This window comes from Nitratireductor luteus, assembly GCF_026162365.1.
In the GTDB taxonomy this organism is placed as follows: domain Bacteria; phylum Pseudomonadota; class Alphaproteobacteria; order Rhizobiales; family Rhizobiaceae; genus Chelativorans; species Chelativorans luteus.
The window spans coordinates 41,652-61,961 of the sequence record NZ_JAOANW010000012.1; the positions used below are offsets into that span (position 1 = coordinate 41,652).

Consider the following 20,310-nt stretch of genomic DNA (forward strand, 5'->3'; position numbering starts at 1 on the left):
ACGCCGCGCCTAGCCGGACGTGCGGCTTTCGAGATATTTTGCCGGACACCGGCGCCCGATGGTCCGTCGCCAAAGGCGCGTGAAAGGATCGCGGCGGCCGAAGCTTTCATGCTGGAAGCGCGGCGGCACTGCCTTAAATCCGACTATGGCTATTTCGTCGCCTACGAATTCCGGCCTCAAGGGGCATGGCGGGGCAGGGGCACGATCCTGGTTACGCATGGCTGGGGATCGCGCAGCGAATATATGCAGGCCATTATCGAGGAATTGCGGTCACACAGCTTTCGGGTGGTGGCGCTCGATCTTCCCGGTCATGGCGCTTCCCCCGGTCGGCGGCTTCACATGGCGAGCGCCGTGGCGGCGGTGAAAACCGTCGAGGAATGGTTCGGACCTTTCACCGGTGCCGTGGGTCATTCCTTCGGAGGCGCGGTGCTGATCACTGCGCTCAAGGGGGCGGTCAACGGGCTGAAACCCGTCGATGCCGGCCGCTTGGCGCTGATCGCATCGCCGAACTCGATGCCTGATCTGTTCGCGTATTTTTCTCGCGAGCTCGGATTGGGCCGCATAAGCCGCGCGGCATTCTTCCATCAGGTCGAACTCGTCACGGGCTCGCCATTGTCCGAGTTCGTCACAGCACGGCAGGCTGCATCACTGGCTATCCCGATCCTGGTTCTCCATGCGCCCGACGATCGCGAGGTTCCATTCGCCGATGCGCAAGCCATCGCGGCAGGCGGAAACCGTGCCCAGCTTCGCCTCGTCAACCGAGCCGGCCACCGCCGCATCCTCTCCGATCCGGTTACGCTCGCCCATCTCGCCGAGTTTTGCGCTGGCGAGCGCCTGCTTGCCGCCGCTGAATAGGAAACTCGGCTGTTGCCTCCACGTTAAACTGATGGCGTGGCTTCACCCGCGCACGGTCTATTTAGCCCTCGCTTAACCTTAGTTTGATGAATCACTATAATATTCAATGGCTGGTGCTCTTGCAGTTGAGGTCGTTCCATGTCGCTAGTCCGGCTGATTTGGGCCCCGACGGTGCGGGAAAGATCATAACCAGCAAACCTTGGGGGTACGCCAGATGGCAAAGCGGTCCGTTAAATGTCTAAGCTTGACCGTTCTGGCGTTCGCCGCCGGGTTTACGGGACCTGTGCCGCAGGCAAGTGCGGAGCAGTATCTGTTCGATATGCTTTTCGGCAATCGTGCGAACCGCCAGCCCGTGCGGCAGGCTCCGGTGGTTCGTGAGCCGGAGCGGCCAGCGCCAAGAGTGGCCGCGCCGAAGATCAGCGGACCCAGCTATTACAACTACCGGGCCGAGGATCTGCGGAAGCTCGACGTGACCGCTATTGCGCCGAAAGCGGAAGACGGGGCGCAGTTTCCACCGGATTCACGCTTCACCAGAGCGCTGGCAGCGGCTGGTGATCTCGACATCCTTGCAGAAAAGCTGATCGTCGACGCCATCACTGCCTATTACCAGAAGAATCCCGCCTTCATCTGGAGCGACGAGAATGGGCCGAACGAGCGGGCGCTTGCCACGCTCGGCGTCCTTCGCGCCGCCAATGAGGATGGGCTGGTCGAGGCCGATTATGCGGTCCGGGAACCCTCCGCTTCGGGTGACGAGGATGCGCGGCTGGCGGATCTGATGCGCTTCGAACTGATGCTGTCGGCGCGGGCGCTTCGATATGCCAGGGATGCCACACGGGGGCGCGTCGATCCCAACAAGCTTTCAGGCTACCACGATTTCCCGGAAAAGCCGTTCGACGCCGGACGCGTATTGAATATCCTGTCGCAGACGGCCAACGCCCCGCGCTATCTGGCGTCGCTTCAACCGGCCAACGAGATCTACGCCGCGCTGCGGAAGGAACTTGCCGAATTGCGCGTCAGCCAGGAGCGGGAGATCGTCGTCGATCCCGAAACATTCGTGCGGCCGGGCGGGAGCCATCCGGATTTCGCGAAATTGCTGCGCATCATCGAAAGGGATGCCGATGAGGCATTCCACCAGGAGCACGGCGTTGTCCTGGACTCCTATGCCGGCAGCGAGGTCTATGCGCACGACCTCGTTCCGGTGATCAAGGCAGCGCAGAAGCAGCACGACCTCAATCCCGACGGCATCGTCGGAAGGCGCACGGTGGGGGCGCTTGCAGGCGAGACGAAGGCCGCCCGTATCGATAAGGTCATCCTGGCGATGGAGCGGATGCGCTGGCACCCGTCGCATCTGGGCAGCCGCCGCGTGATGATCAACGCGGCCTCCTTCACCGCCAGCTATATCGAGAATGGCGAGGAGAAGCTGTCCATGCGCACGGTGGTCGGCAAGACGGGCAACCAGACCAGCTTCTTTTACGACGAGATCGAGTATGTGGAGTTCAACCCTTATTGGGGCGTTCCGCGCTCAATCCTGATTAACGAGATGCTGCCGCGCCTGCGTAACGACCCCGGCTATCTGGACCGGGCCGGTTACGAGGTCACCGATGGCAGTGGACGCCGGATTCCTTCATCGGCCATCAACTGGTCGCGCTATGGCGCCAATATTCCCTACCATGTCCGCCAGACGCCGAGCGAGCGCAACGCGTTGGGCGAATTGAAGATCATGTTCCCCAACAAGCACGCCATCTATATGCACGACACGCCGGCCCGCAATCTCTTCAGCCGCGATACCCGCGCTTTCAGCCATGGCTGCGTGCGGCTGCATGAGCCGCGGGCGATGGCGGCTGCCGTCCTTGGAACGACTGAGGAAGAGATCGGCGCGGCTGTTACGAGGGGCAAGAACAGCCGCCGGAGCGTACCGTCGAAGATTCCCGTCTATGTCGCCTATTTCACGGCCTGGCCCGAGGCGTCGGGCACAGTCACCTATCATGACGATGTCTACGGGCGCGATGCGCGCCTTTCCACGGCGCTGTCCAAGGTGGAGGATGCACGCACAGCCGGTAGCTGATCCCTTCTGCTAATCTCGCCAGAAGGCCGGCGACAGCAGCACGAGGACCGCCAGGATCTCGAGCCGGCCGAGCAGCATGGTCAGTGTGAGTATCCATTTGGCGTAATCGTTGAGCGAGCTGAAATTGCCCGCTGGGCCTACGACCGGCCCGAGACCGGGGCCGACATTGGTTATCGCAGTAAGCGTTGCGGTGGTCGACGTGATTAGATCGAGCCCGCCCGCAGACAAAGCCAGAGAGGCGGCAGCCCAGATTCCGATGAAAGCAACGGCGAAAAGCGTGACCGAACGCTGCATCTGAGGATCGACGGTTCTTGAGCCGTAGCGTAGCGGCTGGATCGAACTGGGATGGATCAACGAGCGCAGCCCATTGCGCAGCATCAATCCCAGGATCAGAAAACGGTAAGCCTTGATCCCACCGGCGGTCGAACCTGAACAGCCGCCAAGGAATGTCGCGAAGAAGAAGAGGGTGATCGCGAAAGGACCCCACAATGTATAGTCCTCGCTGGCGAAACCTGCGGTGGTGATAATCGACACAAGGTTGAAGGCCGACGAGGTCAGCGCATCACCGAAGTCCACACTCGTCGTAAGTCGCCGGTAGATGGCGATTACGAGGACGGTGGCCGCCACGTATCCCAGGAAAACCCGGATCTGCGGGTCGCGCAGGGCGTCTAGCCGGCCGCTGACCAGGAACAGGATCAAAATCGAAAAGGGGAGCGCCGAGAGCACCATGAAAACGACCCCGACCCATAGCACGGCACGGCCTTCGAAATAGCCGAAGGAAGCGTCATGCGTGGAAAACCCACCTGTGGCGATTGTGGTCATAGCGTGGTTGACGGCGTCGAAAAGGTTCATCCCGGCCATGCCGTAGGCGATCGTGCACAACAGGGTCAGGGCGATATAGATGGCTATCAGCGCCTGGGTATAGGTTGCCAGCCGCCCGAACGGCCGATCCTCCTCGATATCGGATGATTCGATGCGGAAGTAGGAGAAGCCGCCCACGCGCAGCATGGGCAGAAAGAACAGCCCGAGCGCGATGACACCGAGACCGCCGATCCACTGCAGCAAAGAGCGCCACAGGAGCATGCCCGGTGGAAGACCATCGAGTCCCGATATCACAGTGGAACCGGTCGTGGTTATGGCCGACACGGACTCAAAGACGGCGCCGGCAAGGTCTAGTTTCAGGGACGCCGTGTAGAAGGGCAGTGCCCCGACGAGGCCGAGCGTGGCCCACAACACCACGACAACGAAGAAGGCAAACCGCGTCGACCCGACATGACGGCGCCCGTGCGTGGCGGCGGCGATCGTCAACGCTAACCCCCCGGTGGTGAGGGAACAGATGACGAAAACCTGCCAATCGGTATTGCCGTAATAAAGATCGACAGCCGCAGGAACAAGCATTGCGCCGGCGACGTAGAGGGCGAAGATGGAAGCTGCGAAAGCACTTGCCCGAACAACGGAAGCGTGCACGGTTTCTTCACTTTCATGAATGCGGGCGGCAGGGAACCATGAGAAACCGGCCCGATGGAGCCGGCAAAGCTCAATTAAATGGTGGGCGCGACAGGGATTGAACCTGTGACCCCACCCGTGTGAAGGGTGTGCTCTCCCGCTGAGCTACGCGCCCGCCCGGTGCTCAATTACCGAGCGCGCGGCGATATAAGGGGGGCAGGGGCCGCAAGTCAAGAGACCGCAATGCCCGATGCCTCGCGGATGAGTGCTTCGGCGAGGCCGACTGTAAGCTCGTCGAAATGGGAGATGACGCGACTGGGCTCGAAATGGCGGACATGCACGTCCGTATAGCCGAAATCCACGGCGACGACGGGAATGCCCGCGGCCTTGGCGGTGTCGATGTCGGTGCGCGAATCGCCGACCATCACGGCGCGACCACGGTCACCGCCGGCCCGCTCGATCGTGTCCAGCAGGTGGCGGGGATCGGGTTTGCGATGAGCGAAAGTGTCGGCGCCGCAGACCGCTTCGAAATTCTCGGTTATTTCGAGCGCGTCCAGCAGCGACACCGAAAGTTCTTCAAGCTTGTTGGTGCACACGGCGGTCAGGTAGCCTGCCTGGCGAAATCGCGAAATCGCCTGCAGTACCCCGGCGAAGGGGCGGGACTTGCCTGGCATCTTGGCTGAGTAATGCTCCAGAAATATTGCTTGCAGGATGTCGAGCTGACCCTCGGCGAGCGGCTGTCCGTGATCGGCGAAGGCCCTTTCGATCATCACGCGGCTGCCGAACCCGACGAAACGGCGGATTTCGTCCGCTTCGACTGGGGGAACATTTGCCGTCTGCAGACAGTGATTGAGGCTGTCGAGAAGATCGGGCGCGGTGTCGACCAGCGTCCCGTCGAGATCGAATACGATGATCGGCAATCCCATGGTGCATCTCCTGAACCTGCGAAAATATGTGGAGCCGATACCCCTCTAGACTGCCGCGGGCAAGGGCCAGACGCAAAACGGAGGTTTGCCGTGACGGCGGAAAACGGCTACAGCGCCGTGCGTCCTTCACCGTGTTTGCCGAAAATCGATTTCGATTTCCGGGCCGATGCGTTAGAGGCAAGTGCGAATTTCAGGGGGAGTCGATGACGCTCGATGCAAAGGCATTGAAAATCGCGGCCGCGCGGGCCGCGCTCGCGCATGTGGAAGACGGCATGAAGCTGGGCATCGGCACCGGCTCCACCGCGGAAGAATTCATCAGATTGCTGGGCGTCAGGGTCAGCGAGGGGCTGAAGGTGGTCGGCGTGCCGACATCCGAGCGTACGGCCGCGCTTTGCCGTCGATTGTCGATTCCGTTGACCGACCTGGATGAGACCCCGCGCCTGGACCTGACCGTCGACGGTGCCGACGAGGTCGGGCCGGAGCTCGCGCTGATAAAGGGTGGCGGCGGCGCACTGCTGCGCGAAAAAATCGTGGCGTCCGCCTCGAGCCGCATGATCGTCATCGCCGACGAAAGCAAGCATGTCGCGATGCTCGGCAAATTTCCGCTGCCGGTCGAGGTGGTGCCGTTCGGCCTGCGTTCCACGCTGTTGACCATAGAGGAATCGGCCGAGCGGCTGGGTCTTTCCCTTTCCCACGAAATGCGGTTGGCTGACGGCAAGCCATTTGTTACGGATGGCGGCCATTTCATCCTCGATGCATCATTTGGCCGTATTCCGGAGCCAAGAGCGCTGGCACAGGCGCTGAACGGTATTCCGGGCGTCGTCGAAACGGGGCTCTTTACGGGGTTGGCCAGCCTGGCGATCCTGGCGGGCGGGGACGGCATCAGGACCATCGACGCGTAACGGTTGAATTGCACAAGAAACGGAGTCCAACAGATATGAACATGGCCAAGAATGTTCGCCACATCGCGCTGGCCGCGGCGATGGCCTTCACCGCCTTCACCTTGCCGGCTGGCGCGCAGGAGATATCTGATACGCATCTGCGGGCCGCACGCCAGGCGATCGGCGCCATCAACGCCACCGAGAATTTCGACAATGTGCTGCCCCAAGCCGCACGGTCGCTGAAGAGCGAGCTTATCCAGCAGAGTCCGAACCTCGTCGATCTTATCAACGCGACGGTTGATGAAAAGGCACTGGAGCTGGCCAGCCGCCGGGCCGACCTGGAAAGGGAGGCCGCGCTTGCTTATGCGCGTGTGTTCAGCGAGGAAGATCTCACCAACATCGCCAATTTCTATAACTCCGAGACAGGCCAGAAGCTTCTGTCGGACGGACCCATCGTCACGCGCGAAGTGCTCAATGCGGCTGAGATCTGGCGCCGCGGCATCGTGCGCGACCTGACACAGAGCGTGACGGAGCAGATCGAGGCAGTGACCAATGCACAGGCACCGGCGCCTGCCGGCGATAGCGGTCAGTAGACTAGACTGCGTGCATGGTTGAATATTATTGAAAGCCCGGCCGCCGCGCCGGGCTTTCAATTTGTGTGGCAAAAGCATAGCTGCCTGAAGCGACAGAACGAGCAGTAGCGGGGTTTCCGACATGAGCAATTTCGATCTCGATCTTTTTGTCATCGGCGGAGGATCGGGGGGTGTGCGGGCCGCGCGACTGGCGGCGGGCATGGGAAAAAGGGTTGCCATAGCCGAGGAGTACCGGTTCGGCGGCACCTGCGTCATCCGCGGCTGCGTGCCGAAGAAGCTTTATGTCTATGCCTCGCAGTTCCCCGAGCATTTCGAGGATGCGGCGGGTTATGGCTGGACCGTCGGCGAAACGCGCTTCGACTGGAGAACGCTGGTCGCCAACAAGGATCGCGAGATCTCCCGCTTGGAAGGCCTCTATCGCAAGGGACTGGAAAATGCCGGCGCGCGCATCATGGAGAATCGTGCCGTGCTGGTGGACCGTCATACGGTGCGGGTGGGTGACGAGACCTTGACGGCGGAGAACATCCTGATCGCGGTCGGCGGCCGGTCCAATCCGCATGAGGCCTTGCCTGGACACGAGCATTGCATCTTCTCCAACGAGGCTTTCGATCTGGAGGAACTGCCCAAGCGAATCGCCATCGAAGGTGGCGGCTATATTGCTGTGGAATTCGCCAACATCTTTCACGGTCTGGGCGTAGAGACGACGCTCATCTATCGCGGCAAGGAAATTCTCAGCCGCTTCGACAGCGATCTTCGGCGCGGGTTGCATGAGGCGATGGAAGCCAAGGGGATACGCATTCTCTGCCACGAACTCATCGAAAAGGTCGACAAGCGGGCTGATGGGGCGCTCGACGCGCACCTCAAATCGGGCGCGGTGGAAACCTTCGACCAGATCATGCTTGCCATCGGCCGCATTCCCAACACGGAAGGCCTGGGGTTGGAGAAAGCGGGCGTCGAGACCGGGGTGAAGGGCGAAATCGTCGTCGATGAATATTCACGCACCAATATCGAAAACATCTGGGCCGTGGGCGACGTGACCGACAGGGTGCAGCTGACGCCGGTGGCGATCCACGAGGCTATGTGCTTCATTGAGACCGCATTCCGGAACAATCCCACGAAAATCGACCACGAAGTCATTGCCACCGCGGTCTTCTCGCAGCCTGAAATCGGCACGGTGGGGCTCGGCGAGGAGGAAGCGGCCAAGCGTTACGACGCCCTCGAGGTCTATCGTGCGAGCTTCCGGCCGATGCGGCACACGCTTTCCGGCCGGCAGGAAAAGATGATCATGAAGCTGGTGGTGGATGCGGCCTCGCGGCGTGTGGTCGGGGCGCATGTGCTGGGGCCCGATGCCGGCGAGATGGCGCAACTTCTCGCGATCCCGCTCAAGGCCGGGCTGACAAAGGCAGACTTCGACCGCACCATGGCCGTTCATCCCAGCGCGGCGGAGGAACTGGTGACGATGTACAAGCCGAGCTACAGGGTCAGGAATGGCGAACGCACCGACAGCTGATTTGACGAAGAGAGAAGACATGGCCGAGGGCGCGGTCGTCGGCTATTTCGGCTATGGCTCGCTGGTGAATGCCGACACGCACCGCACACGCATCGTGGCCAGCGTGCCTGCGCGGCTGAAAGGCTGGCGGCGCCACTGGATACCCCATCACGAAGCGGACATGCGCAGCGCCGTCCTGTTGAGCGTCAAGCGGGATGAGGCTCATGTCTGCGACGGGCTGCTTGTTCTCGACCGGCTGGAGAACCTTCCACAGGTTGATGAGCGCGAAATCGGCTATCTGCGCCGGCAGGTCCAGCGGCAGGAACTGGAATTGGAGGCGGAACTTCCGTTCGACTGCCCCCTTTACGTATACGAAGCGCTGCCGCCGGCGACGAAACGGGATGCCGAAGGCCACATTCTGCAGTCCTATCTCGACGCTGTTCTGCAAGGCTTCCTGCGCGTGCACGGCGAGGAGGGAATGCGGCGGTTCGTCAGCGACACCCATGGCTTCGATACGCCGGTGCTGGCCGATCGGGATGCGCCGCTCTATCCGCGGCCGGTCAGGCTGAGCGAAGCCGAGCGAGAGCTGATCGACAGCGTCCTGGCCCAGCTTCCCGTGTGCTTCATCCGTAATGCCGGCGCAACAATCGCGCAGGGATGAAGGGCCCCGGTTCGTTTTGCATTCATTTCCGGGGTAGTATGTGAACGCAGCTTTCGCTAAATAGCGGCCTTACCGGCCGAAATGCCATGCATTTCGGCCCGTTGCGTAACATCTATTGGGTGCTGAGATGACAAACTGGTCGCCGAATTCCTGGAGAAGCAAGCCGATCAGTCAGGTTCCGGCTTATCCGGACCAGGCTGCGCTGGCCGAGGTCGAGGCGCGGATGGCGACCTATCCGCCGCTCGTTTTTGCAGGTGAGGCGCGCAAGCTGAAGAAGCACCTCGCGGCGGTCGCCAATGGCGATGGCTTCCTGATGCAGGGCGGCGATTGCGCCGAGAGCTTCGCCGAGCATGGTGCGGACAATATCCGCGACTTCTTCCGTGTGTTCCTCCAGATGGCGGTGGTGCTGACCTTTGCCGGCTCCCAACCTGTGGTCAAGGTCGGACGCATAGCCGGTCAGTTCGCCAAGCCGCGCTCTTCCGACATCGAGAAGAAGGGCGACGTGGCGTTGCCCAGCTACCGCGGCGACATCATCAACGGCATCGAATTCGACGAAGCCTCGCGCATTCCGGATCCGGCGCGCCAGGAGATGGCCTACCGCCAATCGGCAGCGACGCTCAACCTGTTGCGCGCTTTCGCCCAGGGCGGATTTGCCAATCTGGAAAACGTGCACAAATGGATGCTGGGCTTTATCTCCGACAGTCCACAGGGCGAGCGCTACCAGGCGCTGGCAGATCGAATTTCAGAGACGATGGACTTCATGCGGGCGGTCGGCATCAATGCCGAAAGCCATCCTTCGCTGCGGGAGACGGACTTCTACACCAGCCATGAGGCACTGCTGCTCGGCTACGAAGAGGCGCTGACGCGTATCGATTCGACCTCCGGCGACTGGTACTCGACCTCGGGTCATATGATCTGGATAGGTGACCGCACGCGCCAGCCTGACCATGCGCATGTGGAATACTGCCGTGGCATCAAGAACCCGCTCGGCCTCAAATGCGGACCGTCGATGACGCCGGACGGGCTCATCGAGCTGATCGATCTGCTTAATCCGCAGAACGAGGCGGGCCGCCTGACGCTGATCGCGCGCTTCGGTGCGGACAAGGTCAGTGAGCACCTGCCGAAGCTGATCCGCGCGGTCGAGAAGGAAGGCCGCAAGGTGGTGTGGTCCTGCGATCCCATGCACGGCAACACGATCACCGCTGCCGGCTACAAGACGCGTCCCTTCGACCGCATCCTGAAGGAGGTTCAGACCTTCTTCGACGTTCATCGGGCCGAGGGCACGCATCCGGGCGGCATGCATATCGAGATGACCGGCAAGAACGTGACCGAATGCACGGGTGGTGCCCGCGCCATCCGCGACGAGGAGCTGCAGGACCGCTACCACACCCATTGTGACCCCCGGTTGAACGCGGACCAGTCGCTGGAGCTTGCTTTCCTGGTGGCCGAGCTCCTGAAGAAGGACCGTGCGTCGCACACGATGAAGGAAGCCGTTGGCGCCTGAGAGCCGTGTGTTGCGTTGACCGCTGTGTTCAGCAATTTGCGATGCAGATCGAACCCCCGTCATGGCATAGTGGCGGGGGTTTTTCATTGGAGGTTCCATGGTTGAAGAACGAACCGGCGGGTGCCTTTGTGGCGCCGTACGTTTCCGCACACGTGGCCGCCTGCGGGAAGTGGTCTACTGTCACTGCTCCCAATGTCGCAGGCAAACCGGGCTCTACTATGCGGCGACTGATCTTGAGGATTCCCGGCTGGAGATCGACGGCGGGGAACATCTGACGTGGTACGCTGCCTCCGATTTCGCCCGGCGTGCCTTTTGCAGCCGCTGCGGATCGGCCATGTTCTGGAAGCGTCTCGGCGCCGATGTCACGTCCATTCTTGCCGGGAGCTTTGATCAGCCCAGCGGCCTGGTGGCGAAGTCACACATATTCGTCGCCGACAAGGGCGACTTCTACGAGATCCAGGATGGGCTGCCGCAATTCGAGCGTTCGTCTTGGGACGTGCCTGTGGCTGGGGAAGCCGGCCCGCATGAATAACCGGATCGACGGCCTTGGGCTGGAAATCCGCCACGGCTTGCCCGAGGATTTGCGGTTCCTGCTGGAAAAATACCCGCGCGAACAGTGGAAGACGCACGAAAATCTGGGCGACATGGCCCAGTTCTGGCTTCAGCGGCACGACATGTTTCGGGAGCTGAGCGGCATGTTGCAGAACAGCGTGTTCGACTACCGCGAAGGGCGGTTGGCACCTGATGCTTTCCAGAAATGGTTCGCGCCGCGCCTGCGCTTCTTCCTGCAGCAGCTCCATGGCCACCACCAGATCGAGGACATGCATTATTTCCCGGTATTTGCAGCCGCCGAGGCCAGGATGGTGCGCGGCTTCGAACTCCTCGACAGCGACCATCACATCATCCACGACGCCCTCGAGCGGAACGCCGAAGCGGCCAGGGAATTCCTGACTGTCCTCCAAAAAGCCGACAGCGATGCGAAGCGCTTTGCGGGAGATGCCTATGCGGACGAGAACGCGCGGCTGATCGCCATGCTGGGCAGGCATCTGCATGATGAGGAAGACCTGATCATTCCGCTCATACTGGACAGGGGCGAAGGCGGGCTGGGCATCAGTTAGCGCCGTCCTGACAGCGGCCATTATTGCAACCGGAATGGTTGCAGGCTACAGGGGCTGCATGATCAAGAACGCTTCTCCCGATATCCTGCGCATCGCCATTGCCCAGCTCAATCCAGTCGTGGGTGACGTCGCGGGAAATCTTGCAATGGCGCGCGCGGCCAGGGCCGATGCGGCACGGCAAGGCGCCGATCTCGTGCTCTTCACCGAGCTGTTCATCGCCGGCTACCCGCCCGAAGATCTGGTCATGAAGCCGGCCTTCGTCGCGGCCTGCGAGAAGGCGGTGGCGGACCTGGCCGCCGATACGGCCGACGGCGGGCCGGGCATGGTGATGGGCACTCCGCTGCGGCGCGATAGCGGGTTGCACAACTCGATCGTCGTGCTCGACGACGGCAAGATGATCGCGGAGCGCTACAAGCTCGATCTGCCCAATTACGGCGAGTTCGACGAGAAACGCGTTTTTCAGGCCGGGCCGAGCGTGCCGGGCCCCGTGAACTTCCGCGGGGTGCGGCTGGGCATTCCGATCTGCGAGGACATCTGGGGCACGCTCGGCATCTGCGAGACGCTGGCCGAATCCGGTGCCGAACTGCTGCTCGTACCCAACGGATCGCCCTATTATCGGGGCAAGGTGGACGTGCGCCAGCAGGTGGCGATCCTCCAGGTGATCGAGAGCGGCCTGCCGCTGATCTACGCCAACCAGCTCGGCGGGCAGGACGAGCTTGTTTTCGATGGCGCATCCTTCGCCATACAGGCCGACAGGACGCTGGCCTTCCAGATGAGCCAGTTTGAGGAAACGCTGGCGGTGACGACGTGGAAGCGGGAGGCAGAGCACTGGGTTTGCGCGTCCGGTCCCATGTCGAAAATTCCGGAGAAGGAAGAGGCGGATTACCGCGCCTGCATGCTCGGGCTGCGGGACTATGTGAACAAGAATGGCTTCAAGAATGTCGTTCTGGGCCTTTCGGGCGGCATCGACTCGGCCATCTGTGCGGCGCTCGCCGTGGATGCGCTCGGCGAGGAACGCGTGCGTTGCGTGATGATGCCTTACCGGTACACGTCGAAAGAGTCGCTCAAGGATGCCGAGGATTGCGCGCGCGCGCTGGGCTGCCGCTACGAAATCGTGCCGATTTTCGAGCCGGTCGAGGGCTTTTTGAACGCGCTGACGCAGGTTTTCGAAGGTACGCAGGAGGGCGTGACGGAGGAGAACCTGCAAAGCAGGACGCGCGGAACGCTGCTGATGGCGCTGTCCAACAAATTCGGCTCGATGGTTGTCACTACAGGCAACAAGTCGGAAATGTCGGTGGGCTACGCCACGCTCTATGGCGACATGAATGGCGGGTTCAACCCGATCAAGGATCTTTACAAGATGCAGGTCTACAGCCTGTCGCGCTGGCGCAATGGGACCGTTCCACCCGGCGCTCTTGGGCCTTCGGGAGAGGTGATCCCCGCAGCGATCATAGACAAGCCGCCCTCGGCCGAGCTCCGGCCCGACCAGACCGACCAGGATTCGCTGCCGCCTTATCCCGTGCTCGACGACATTCTGGAATGTCTGGTTGAAAACGAGATGGGCGTCGACGAGATCGTCGCGCGTGGCCATGACCGCGAGACCGTGCACCGGGTGGAGCACCTGCTCTATATCGCCGAATACAAGCGGCGGCAGGCGGCGCCCGGCGTGAAGATCACCAAAAAGAACTTCGGCCGCGACCGGCGCTATCCGATCACCAACAAGTTCCGCGACCGGAGCTGAGGCCGCTGCCAGACCAGGCAACGAACATCGACGCGCGATAGCCTCGGCCTGTCGCCATGCCATTGCTGCCGTGGCCCAACGGGCAAGGTTGCAAAGCCTGCTTGTGGTTTTAAGATCGCCTGCAGCTCCGGTGCGGCCGCCATTGGCGGATGAGCCGCCTTTCACCCTGCCTCGAGACGTTTTATGCCCTTTTTTCAGTTTCTACGCGAGAACGCGCGCTGGCTTGCGGGCGGGTTCCTGCTCACCTTCTTCTCGGCATTCGGGCAGACCTATTTCATTTCATTGTCGGCCGGAAATATCCGCCAGGAGTATGCGCTTTCGCACGGCGAGTTCGGGCTTCTCTACATGCTCGCTACGCTGGCAAGCGCTCTGACGCTGCCTTATCTGGGCCAGATCGTCGATCGCTATTCGCCGCGCGCGGTGATCCTTTTCATCGTGCCGATGCTGGCGCTTGCCTGCGTTTCCATGGCGCTTTCCCGGTCGATCGCCGTCCTCGTCGTCACGGTCTACCTGCTCCGACTCTTCGGCCAGGGAATGATGACGCAGAACGCCATGACCGCCATCGGCCGATGGTATGCGTCCCAGCGCGGCCGTGCTGTCTCGGTCGTGTCGCTGGGCGTGGACGCGGGGTCGGCCACGATTCCCTTTTTCTTCGTCACGATTGCCGGGCTCGTGGGATGGCGCAACGGGTGGCTGGTCGCCGCAGCCGCCTTGATGGTGCTTGCGATGCCTCTCGTGGCAAGCCTTTTCGCGCAGGAGCGGCGCCCACGGGCCAGCGATCCGCTGCCGCGCGGCGGCGCCGTCCGCGACTGGACCCGAGCGGAGGTGCTGCGCGATCCGTTTTTCTACCTGTTGCTGCTCGGCATCATGGCGCCTGCCTTCATCGGCACGAGCATCTTCTTTCACCAGGTCTACCTGGTGGAACTGCGGGGGTGGTCGTTGGAGGTCTTCGCGGCTTCCTTCACCTTCATGGCGGTGTCGACCGTGACCTTCGCGCTCATCTGCGGGCATCTGATCGACAAATTCTCCGCCACCGCGCTCCTTCCCGTCTTTCTCCTGCCCATGGCGGTTGCCTGTCTGGTGCTCGGCATGCTGGAGGCGCAGTGGAGCGTTTTCGTGTTCATGGGGCTGCTCGGCGTTTCCAGCGGTTTTTCGAACACGCTGATGGGCGCGTTGTGGCCGGAGGTCTACGGCACGCGTTTTCTCGGTGCCGTCCGCGCGATGACGGTGGCGGTCATGGTGTTCTCTTCGGCAATGGGGCCGGGGCTGACCGGCTATCTGATCGATCTCGGCGTGTCGTTTCCCCTGCAGGTGCTGGTGATGGGCTTTTACTGCATCGCCGCGTCGGGCCTGATGCTGTTCGTTTCGCGGCAGCTTGCCTCGCGCGCCTTGCAAACGGCTGAACGGTCGGCTACGCCCGCCGCATGAGCACCACGGTTCGTTTCGCACCGTCCCCGACGGGGCACATCCATATCGGCAACGCGCGCACGGCGCTGTTCAACTGGCTTTTCGCGCTGAAGGCGGATAGCCGCTTCATCCTGCGTTTCGACGATACGGACGTCGAACGGTCGCGCCGGGAATTCGCCCAGCAGATAGAGCACGACCTGGAGTGGCTCGGCATCCACCCGCATATGGTTGCCCGGCAGTCGGACCGCGTCGCAATCTATGATGCAACGGCTGAAAAGCTGAAAGCAGCGGGGCTTCTCTATCCCTGTTACGAGACCTCGGAGGAGCTTGAACGGCGGCGCCGTATCAGGCTTTCCCGCCGGCTTCCGCCGGTCTATGGCCGCGAAGCGCTAAAACTTCAGGAGGACGAGCGCGCAGCGCTGGAAGCCGACGGGCGCCGCCCGCACTGGCGTTTCCTGCTGCCCAATTTCAAGGATGATCCATTCAAGACCGAGCGCACCGAAGTGCATTGGGACGACGTTGTCCGGGGGCCGCAGACGGTTGACCTCGCCTCCATGTCGGACCCTGTCCTCATCCGCGAGGATGGAACGTTTCTCTACACGCTGCCATCGGTTGCCGACGACATCGAGATGGGCGTCACCCATATCATTCGTGGCGACGACCACGTGACCAATACGGGTGCGCAGATCGCCTTGTTCAATGCGCTGGACGCCAAGGCGCCTGCCTTCGGGCATCACAATCTTCTCACCAGCGTGACCGGCGAGGGGCTGTCCAAGCGCACCGGGGCACTGTCGATATCGAGCCTGCGCGAGGCCGGCATAGAGCCCATGGCAGTCGCATCCCTTGCGGTGCTGATCGGAACGTCCGGTCCCGTTATCGCCTGCCGCAACATGGAAGAGCTCGCAGCGCATTTTTCGCCTTCGGCCAGTTCGAAATCGGCGGCGAAATTCGACCCGGCGGAATTGCGCGGGTTGAGCCGCAGCCTTATCCAGGAAATGCCGTTCGAGGCGGTTGAAGACCGGCTGGCAGCGATGGGAATTGTCGGCGAGAAGGCCGAGCCCTTCTGGCTTGCCGTGCGCGGTAACCTTGAAACCGTCGGCGAGGCCGCCGATTGGTGGCGCATCGTTACCGAAGGCATCCAGCGTCCGACAAACCTTTCCGAAGAGGATCGCGATTTCGTGCGCCAGGCCATGGACCATCTGCCGCCCGAGCCTTGGGACGGTCAGACCTGGTCCGCATGGACGTCGGTTCTAAAAGACCGGACGGGGCGCAAGGGAAAAGCGCTGTTCAAACCGCTCAGGGTTGCGCTGACCGGGCTGGAGTCCGGGCCGGAGCTCGCAAATTTATTGCCTCTTCTTGGTCGGGAAGAAACGTTGGCCCGACGACCCTGATCTTGCGTTCGGCCGCCGGCGCGATCTCACTGGGATCGCGTGTGGCGGGTGCGGCGTCAGCCCTGGTCTCGGCATCTGTCTGCTGCTCGGGATCGGGCCGCTGGGTTGGGATGGGTATTGAAGCAACTTTCTGCTCGTCCGGTTCTCCAGCCAGAATCGTGAATTTTTTCTGAGCGGGAGCATTGCTGCACATAGGTGCGCGCGTCTTTGCCTGTCGATACTTGTAAGCCGTCTCAAGCTCGATGTAAGGGCTGCCGTCAGCCACGGAGACCATCGCGCTGCTCTCCTCCGCCGTCACGTTATAGGCGTATAGCGCTACCTCGGTGTCGGGGCACCGCGTTTGACAGGCTTCCGTGTCGCGGTCGAACATCGACTTGGGAACGGCAAAGGAGATCGGGAAATAGTAGCCGTCGCCAACGCGGACGCACATGGTGCGATAAACGGAACCGGCGGAGTTGGGCCGCGCGACTGCTTTCTGCTCACGCTTCGGGGCGGCCTTCCGGGCTGGCTCTGAAATTGCCCGGGTGTTGCCGCATCCGTTTGCCTTGAGGGAAGCAAGAAGGCGGGTCCGCTCTCGCTTCGATCCCGAGGCTGATGCCAAGATACGACGCTTGTTCTGCAGGTCCGCAAGGTTGCGGGCCATCTTGGCGATGGTGGCCTTGAGTTGCCCACATTGCGGCAAGTTGCTTGCGAATAGGCCGCCACAGCGTGCATTTTGGGTATTGTCGCGGGCGCGCCTGAGCTCGACGCCCTGCCGCGCAATGGCGCTGTCGAACTTCGCTACCTGGCCGGAGGATACGCCGGCTGGCAATGAAGCAAGCTGTGCCCGCAAGCTGCGGCAGGTCCGCGATTGCGCTCCAGATTCCAGCGTCAGCGTTGCCATACAGGCGACCGCCAATGTCAGCACCTGCACCATGTACGCGATACGCGTGTGAATATTCATGCCCGCCCCCAGGGAAGGCGGTCGCGCCTTTCCCGAACTTCAGCAGCCGCCAAACCGTTACTTTCGACCGCTTACAGCCACAATGCCCTCTCTCTAGCGCATAGGCCTTAAATACCACTTATCCGAGTATATGCAAATTTAGCGGGCGTGGTTCTGCAGGGCTTCGACCGCCGCCAGCGCGGTCATGTTGACCACACCGCGCGACGTGACTGATGGCGTAAGGATGTGGGCAGGGCGGGCTGTGCCCAGCAGGATCGGACCGACATGCAACGCGTCGGTCATCACCTTTACCGTGGTCAGGGTGATGTTGGCCGCGTCGAGGTTCGGGAAAACCAGCAGGTTGGCCTCGCCTTTCAGGCTGGCGTGCGGGAACACACGCATGCGAAGCGCCTCCGACAGGGCGGAGTCGCCATGCATCTCGCCATCGGCAATCAGGGTTGGCGCGATGCGATGTAGGATGTCGGTCGCCTCGCGCATCTTCAGCGCGCTTGCCGAATCCCGCGACCCGAAGTCGGAATGCGACAGGAGTGCCGCCTTGGGTTCAATGCCGAAACGGCGGATTTCCTCGGCCGCGAGCACCGTCATCTCGGCTATTTCGGCAGCGCAGGGATCGACCGTGACATAGGTGTCGGTGAAGAACATCACACCCTGCTGGGTGATCAGCATCGATAAGGCGGACAGTTCGTCGACGCCCTCGCGGCGGCCGATAATCATGTCGACATTGCGCAGATGGCGCTCGAAACGGCCCTCGAGCCCGCAGATCATGGCGTCGGCCTCATCCCTCATCATCGCGAGCGCGGCAATGACCGTGTTGTTGGTGCGGACCATCGTGCGGGCCGCCTCGGGCGTCACGCCACGCCGGCCCGTGAGACGGCTCAGGAGGTCGACATAGTCCCGGTAGCGCGGATCGTCCTCGGGATTGACGATGGCGAAATCCTTGTCGGGACGGATACGCAATCCGTAGCGCTTAAGGCGTGTTTCGATAACTTGGGGGCGGCCGATCAGTACGGGCTCGGCAATGCCTTCCTCGAGCACGACCTGGGCCGCGCGCAGCACCCTTTCATCCTCGCCGTCGGCATAGATGACGCGCTTTCGCCCAGCCGCCTTGGCGGCCGAGAAAACAGGCTTCATGATAAGTACGGAGCGGAAGACGAAACGGTTCAAACGGTCGAGATAGGCATCCATGTCCGTGATCGGCCGAGCGGCCACGCCACTGTCCATGGCGGCCTTGGCGACGGCAGGCGCGATCCGCAGGATCAACCGCGGGTCGAAGGGCGAGGGTATGAGGAAATCGGGCCCGAAACCTGGTGCCTCGCCTGAATAGGCGCGCGCCGCGACATCGGAGGTCTCCTCGCGCGCCAGCGCGGCGATGGCGCGCACTGCGGCCATCTTCATTTCCTCGTTGATCGCCGTCGCGCCTACATCCAGTGCGCCGCGGAAAATGTAGGGGAAACACAGGACATTGTTGACCTGGTTGGGAAAGTCCGATCTGCCGGTGCAGATCATCGCATCCGGACGGGCTTTGCGGGCAATGTCCGGCATTATTTCCGGTTTGGGGTTGGCGAGCGCCAGAATCAGCGGCCGCTCGGCCATGTGCTTCAGCATTTCCGGCTTGAGGACGCCAGCGGCCGACAGGCCGAGGAAGATGTCGGCGCCGCCGATGACATCGGACAGCGTTCGCGCATCGGTGTCCTTGAGATAGGGCTCCTTCCACCGGTCCATCTCTTCCGTGCGCCCACGAAAAGCGACCCCGAAGCGGTCCGTGATCCAGATGTTCTCGATCCTGGCGCCCAGGAGAACCAGAAGGTTGAGACAGGCAAGGGCGGCCGCGCCGGCGCCGGAGGATACGATCTTAGCTTCGGCGATGTCCTTGCCGGCAAGCTCCAGCCCGTTGAGGATCGCAGCCGCGACGATGATGGCGGTGCCATGCTGATCGTCGTGGAAGACCGGGATATCCATGATTTTCTTGAGCTGTTCTTCCACCTCGAAACATTCCGGCGCCTTGATGTCTTCAAGATTGATGCCGCCGAATGTCGGCTCCAGCGCCGACACGGTGCTCACCATGCGCGCAATATCCGGCGCATCGATCTCAATGTCGAAAACGTCGATGCCCGCGAACTTCTTGAAGAGAACCGCCTTACCTTCCATTACCGGCTTGGAGGCCAGTGGACCGATATCGCCCAGCCCCAGGACGGCGGAGCCATTGGACACCACGGCCACCAGATTGGAGCGTGCGGTATATTCGGCCGCCATACCCGGATCGTCCTGGATGGCAAGGCATGGCGCCGCAACGCCGGGCGTATAGGCCAGCGCAAGGTCACGTTGATTGCCCAACGGCTTGGTTGCCTGGATCTCGAGCTTTCCCGGAATGGGATAGCGATGGAAGAATAGGGCAGCCTCGTCAAGATCTGCGCTGTCGTTCGATACGGGCTGGTCGTCCGCCATGAAATGTCCCCCCTGTCGGTCTCGATGCGGGAAAATTAGAATGCGCTGGTGTAAAGGCCGCCATCCAGAATGAAGTTATGGCCGGTAATGTATCCTGCATGCGAGGAGCACAGGAATGCACAGGCCTTGCCGAATTCCTCGGCCGTTCCGAAACGTTTGGCCGGGATCGCCTCCATCTGGAGCTCAGCCTGCTCCTCAACGCTCATTCCCTGCGTTTCGGCCCCGCGGCGAATGCCGCTTTGCAGGCGCTCGGTGTCCATCTTGCCGGGCAGGATGTTGTTGATGGTCACGTTGCTGGACGCGACCGTGCGCGATACGCCGGCAAGGAACGCGGTGAGACCGGCGCGCGCACCGGACGAAAGGTCGAGACCTTCGATCGGCATGTACACGGAGAGCGACGTGATATTGACGATACGGCCGAAACGGCGTTCGGCCATGCCGTCGACTACGGCCTGAATGAGCTCGAGGGGAACGACCATGTTCTGGGTCACACCATCGAGGATTGCTTCCCGTGAGAGCTCCCGGAAGTCGCGCCGGGGCGGACCGCCATTGTTGTTGACGAGGATATCGGGCGCAGGGCAGGCGGCCAGGAGTGCCTTCTGGACCTCGAATTCAGAAACGTCGCCGATTACTTCCGTGACCTCGACGGAAAAGTTGTCGCGGATTTCATCGGCGGTTCGTTTCACGGATTCGGCGCTGCGCCCGTTGACGACCACATTGCAGCCGGCCTCGGCCAGCGCCATGGCACAACCACGGCCAAGCCCCCGGCTCGATGCGCAGACAATGGCGTTCTTTCCGCTGATGCCGAGATCCATCATTTTCTCCCCGATTTGATGTCCGGTTCA

Annotated in this window: 17 protein-coding genes and 1 tRNA gene; 12 read left to right on the forward strand and 6 right to left on the reverse strand. The window is 61.9% G+C overall.

Features of this window, described 5'->3' with window-relative positions:
* The first annotated feature begins 108 nt into the window (after positions 1 to 108).
* Positions 109 to 855 carry an alpha/beta hydrolase gene (locus N1058_RS16730; protein ID WP_265518746.1) on the forward strand — a complete coding sequence of 249 codons (747 nt, stop codon included), beginning with the start codon at positions 109 to 111 and terminating at the stop codon, positions 853 to 855.
* 244 nt (positions 856 to 1,099) lie between these two features.
* Positions 1,100 to 2,920, forward strand: a complete 1,821-nt coding sequence (locus N1058_RS16735; protein ID WP_265518747.1) for a L,D-transpeptidase family protein — start codon at positions 1,100 to 1,102, stop codon at positions 2,918 to 2,920.
* A 9-nt stretch (positions 2,921 to 2,929) separates the two neighbouring features.
* On the opposite strand, the gene N1058_RS16740 is transcribed toward N1058_RS16735, so the two are convergent.
* From N1058_RS16740 to N1058_RS16750, 3 genes are all read right to left on the reverse strand, one after another.
* A complete protein-coding gene (locus N1058_RS16740; protein WP_265518748.1) occupies positions 2,930 to 4,387 on the reverse strand; it encodes a TrkH family potassium uptake protein in 1,458 nt (485 codons plus the stop codon).
* Positions 4,388 to 4,466: 79 nt separating this feature from the next.
* Positions 4,467 to 4,541, reverse strand: a tRNA-Val gene (locus N1058_RS16745).
* A 55-nt stretch (positions 4,542 to 4,596) separates the two neighbouring features.
* On the reverse strand, positions 4,597 to 5,292 hold the full coding sequence (locus N1058_RS16750) for an HAD family hydrolase (protein ID WP_265518749.1): 696 nt from the start codon (positions 5,290 to 5,292) through the stop codon (positions 4,597 to 4,599).
* A 203-nt stretch (positions 5,293 to 5,495) separates the two neighbouring features.
* Between N1058_RS16750 and rpiA the strand changes: the two genes are divergently transcribed.
* From rpiA to gltX, 10 genes are all read left to right on the forward strand, one after another.
* Positions 5,496 to 6,194, forward strand: a complete 699-nt coding sequence (rpiA, locus tag N1058_RS16755; protein WP_265518872.1) for a ribose-5-phosphate isomerase RpiA — start codon at positions 5,496 to 5,498, stop codon at positions 6,192 to 6,194.
* A gap of 41 nt (positions 6,195 to 6,235) precedes the next feature.
* Positions 6,236 to 6,766: a DUF2059 domain-containing protein gene (locus N1058_RS16760; protein WP_265518750.1), complete on the forward strand. Its 531-nt coding sequence runs from the start codon at positions 6,236 to 6,238 to the stop codon at positions 6,764 to 6,766.
* 121 nt (positions 6,767 to 6,887) lie between these two features.
* Complete coding sequence (gor, locus tag N1058_RS16765; RefSeq protein ID WP_265518751.1) at positions 6,888 to 8,276, forward strand: glutathione-disulfide reductase; 1,389 nt, start codon at positions 6,888 to 6,890, stop codon at positions 8,274 to 8,276.
* Between the two features lie 19 nt (positions 8,277 to 8,295).
* Positions 8,296 to 8,916, forward strand: coding sequence for a gamma-glutamylcyclotransferase family protein (locus tag N1058_RS16770; RefSeq protein ID WP_265518752.1), 621 nt, complete (start codon positions 8,296 to 8,298; stop codon positions 8,914 to 8,916).
* A 127-nt stretch (positions 8,917 to 9,043) separates the two neighbouring features.
* Complete coding sequence (locus N1058_RS16775; protein ID WP_265518753.1) at positions 9,044 to 10,420, forward strand: class II 3-deoxy-7-phosphoheptulonate synthase; 1,377 nt, start codon at positions 9,044 to 9,046, stop codon at positions 10,418 to 10,420.
* A gap of 97 nt (positions 10,421 to 10,517) precedes the next feature.
* Positions 10,518 to 10,952, forward strand: coding sequence for a GFA family protein (locus N1058_RS16780; RefSeq protein ID WP_265518754.1), 435 nt, complete (start codon positions 10,518 to 10,520; stop codon positions 10,950 to 10,952).
* On the forward strand, positions 10,945 to 11,538 hold the full coding sequence (locus N1058_RS16785) for a hemerythrin domain-containing protein (protein WP_265518755.1): 594 nt from the start codon (positions 10,945 to 10,947) through the stop codon (positions 11,536 to 11,538). Before N1058_RS16780 ends, N1058_RS16785 begins: the two co-directional genes overlap by 8 nt.
* A gap of 58 nt (positions 11,539 to 11,596) precedes the next feature.
* On the forward strand, positions 11,597 to 13,279 hold the full coding sequence (locus tag N1058_RS16790; protein WP_265518756.1) for an NAD+ synthase: 1,683 nt from the start codon (positions 11,597 to 11,599) through the stop codon (positions 13,277 to 13,279).
* Positions 13,280 to 13,462: 183 nt separating this feature from the next.
* Positions 13,463 to 14,707 carry an MFS transporter gene (locus tag N1058_RS16795; RefSeq protein WP_265518757.1) on the forward strand — a complete coding sequence of 415 codons (1,245 nt, stop codon included), beginning with the start codon at positions 13,463 to 13,465 and terminating at the stop codon, positions 14,705 to 14,707.
* Positions 14,704 to 16,077, forward strand: coding sequence for a glutamate--tRNA ligase (gltX, locus tag N1058_RS16800; RefSeq protein ID WP_265518758.1), 1,374 nt, complete (start codon positions 14,704 to 14,706; stop codon positions 16,075 to 16,077). The genes N1058_RS16795 and gltX overlap by 4 nt, the downstream gene beginning before the upstream one ends.
* Here the strand turns inward: gltX and N1058_RS16805 are convergent.
* The 3 genes from N1058_RS16805 to N1058_RS16815 all read right to left on the reverse strand — a co-directional run bounded on the left by N1058_RS16805 (position 15,983) and on the right by N1058_RS16815 (position 20,280).
* The gene (locus N1058_RS16805) at positions 15,983 to 17,020 is read right to left on the reverse strand and encodes a DUF2865 domain-containing protein (protein WP_265518759.1); all 1,038 of its coding nucleotides are present in this window, start codon (positions 17,018 to 17,020) and stop codon (positions 15,983 to 15,985) included. The genes gltX and N1058_RS16805 overlap by 95 nt on opposite strands.
* A 138-nt stretch (positions 17,021 to 17,158) precedes the next feature.
* The gene (locus tag N1058_RS16810; protein ID WP_265518760.1) at positions 17,159 to 19,465 is read right to left on the reverse strand and encodes an NADP-dependent malic enzyme; all 2,307 of its coding nucleotides are present in this window, start codon (positions 19,463 to 19,465) and stop codon (positions 17,159 to 17,161) included.
* Positions 19,466 to 19,500: 35 nt separating this feature from the next.
* The gene (locus tag N1058_RS16815) at positions 19,501 to 20,280 is read right to left on the reverse strand and encodes an SDR family oxidoreductase (RefSeq protein WP_265518761.1); all 780 of its coding nucleotides are present in this window, start codon (positions 20,278 to 20,280) and stop codon (positions 19,501 to 19,503) included.
* Positions 20,281 to 20,310: the final 30 nt, after the last annotated feature.